This window comes from Sphaerisporangium sp. NPDC051017, from assembly GCF_040683095.1.
Classification (GTDB): Bacteria; Actinomycetota; Actinomycetes; order Streptosporangiales; family Streptosporangiaceae; genus Sphaerisporangium.
Window position 1 is genome coordinate 1 of sequence record NZ_JBFBCI010000145.1, and the last position, 1831, is coordinate 1831.

Genomic DNA, 1831 nt, shown 5'->3' on the forward strand with positions numbered 1-1831 from the left:
GCCACATAAAGGGCACAGGGGCCGAGGTCGTCCTGTGTGCAGGTGACCCAGAGGTCCTCACGTCCGGCGAGCAGCCGGGGGTCGGCGATCGGGTTCTCGGTCGTGCCGAGGAAGGAACGTTCGACGCCGTACCTGAGCAGGGACAGCGCGTCCTTGGCGTACCACGTCTCGTCGAACATGATCGCCTTGGGGTGGGCAAGGCGGTCGAAACGCAGGAGCGTGCCGAAGATCGCCACGAGCAGCGGGGCCAGCCACCCCCACAGCGGGCTTCCGTGGAACGGCGGAACCAGACGGTTACGGACCGATGACGCCGCGTCCGGCTGCTCGGCCGACGGAACCGGAGTTCTGCCGAAAAAGCGTGTCTTTTCGAAGAACCTCAGGGGGAAGGCGCGCACAGCCACGCGGGCACTTTATGGGGCGTGGACTGCTCGTATCCAGAGGATCAAGAACCGGGAATCATTCATCGCACTCCGTGACATCGACGGCACACCGCCGCGCCGGGATCTCACCCGCGGTGGACGGCGTCGTACAGCTCCCGTTTCGGCACCCCCGCGGCCCTGGCGACGTCCACGATGGCCTGCTTGCGCGGCACCCCCGCCGCCTCCATGCGGGCGACCTCCTCCACCAGATCGCCGACCTCGGGCGCGACATCGCCCGGGGCGTGACCGGCGACGACCAGCGTGATCTCGCCCCGGACCTCGCCGGCCGCCCACTCGGCCAGCTCGCCGAGCCCCCCGCGCCGGACCTCCTCGTAGGTCTTGGTCAGCTCGCGGCACAGCGCGGCCCGGCGGTCGGCCCCGAACGCCTCGGCCATCGCGACAAGGCTCGCCCGGACGCGGTGAGGCGCCTCGAAGAACACCATCGTGCGCTCCTCGGCGGCCAGGGCGGCGAGCCGGCGGGCGCGCTCGCCCGGCTTGCGCGGAGGAAAGCCCTCGAAACAGAAGCGGTCGCTCGGCAGCCCGGAGATCGCCAGCGCCGTGGTGACCGCGGACGGCCCCGGCAGCGCGGTCACCGAGATGCCCGCCTCCACGGCGAGGTGGGTCAGCCGGTAGCCGGGATCGGACACCCCGGGCATGCCGGCGTCCGTGATCACCAGCACGGTGTCGCCGTCGCGCAGGGCCTCCAGCAGTTCAGCGGCCCGCGCCGCCTCGTTGCCGTCGTAGTAGGACACCACCCGCCCGGCGAGCGTGACCCCGAGGTCGGAGGCGAGCCTGCGCAGCCGGCGGGTGTCTTCGGCGGCGACGATGTCGGCGGCCGACAGCGCGTCCCGCAGGCGGGGGGAGGCGTCCTCGGCGCGGCCGATGGGAGCTCCCGCGAGGACCAGCGTGCCCGTGTCGTTCACACGTCCATCCTCTCCCATGCACGCGGTGGTCATCGGCGGGCTGCACCTTCAGGCAGGACCGCCCCAATTGGGTACACAAGGAGTGTTTCTTAGGTTGGACGTAATAGCCGCCCCGTACGATGTCCGGATGGCCCTGACGGACTTCCCTAACCAGGACTTCGAGAAGCCGGAGCCGCGTGACGTGCCCGAACCACCGGGTTCCATGCGCGACCGGCTGGTTCCGCCGTTCCGGGGAAGCCCGCTGTGGGGGTGGCTCGGCCCGCTGCTCGTGGCCGCCTTCGGGGCCTTCCTGCGCTTCGACCGCCTCGGCGTCCCCAAGGCCGTGGTGTTCGACGAGACGTACTACGCCAAGGACGCGCTGTCCCTGATCAACTTCGGCGTCGAGCGCGTCGCGGTCAAGGACGCCGACAAGCTCCTGCTCTCCGGCAATACGAACATCTGGCAGAACTGCGCCGCCACCGAGCTCGACAAGTGCGCCTCCTACGTCGT

Annotated in this window: 1 protein-coding gene and 2 pseudogenes; 1 reads left to right on the top strand and 2 read right to left on the bottom strand. The window is 70.3% G+C overall.

Going from position 1 to position 1831, the window contains the following annotated elements:
* Both AB0M95_RS40895 and rsmI read right to left on the bottom strand, forming a co-directional pair.
* A pseudogene (locus AB0M95_RS40895) lies at positions 1-401 on the bottom strand (hypothetical protein); the annotation flags it as partial.
* 104 nt (positions 402-505) lie between these two features.
* Positions 506-1360, bottom strand: a complete 855-nt coding sequence (gene rsmI, locus AB0M95_RS40900; protein WP_363777152.1) for a 16S rRNA (cytidine(1402)-2'-O)-methyltransferase — start codon at positions 1358-1360, stop codon at positions 506-508.
* A 109-nt stretch (positions 1361-1469) separates the two neighbouring features.
* Here rsmI and AB0M95_RS40905 point away from each other — a divergent pair.
* A pseudogene (locus tag AB0M95_RS40905) lies at positions 1470-1831 on the top strand (phospholipid carrier-dependent glycosyltransferase); the annotation flags it as partial.

Coding starts and splice junctions, on each gene's coding strand:
- rsmI (WP_363777152.1), bottom strand. CDS start 1,360: ATGGGAGAGGATGGACGTGTGAACGACACGGGCACGCTGGTCCTCGCG.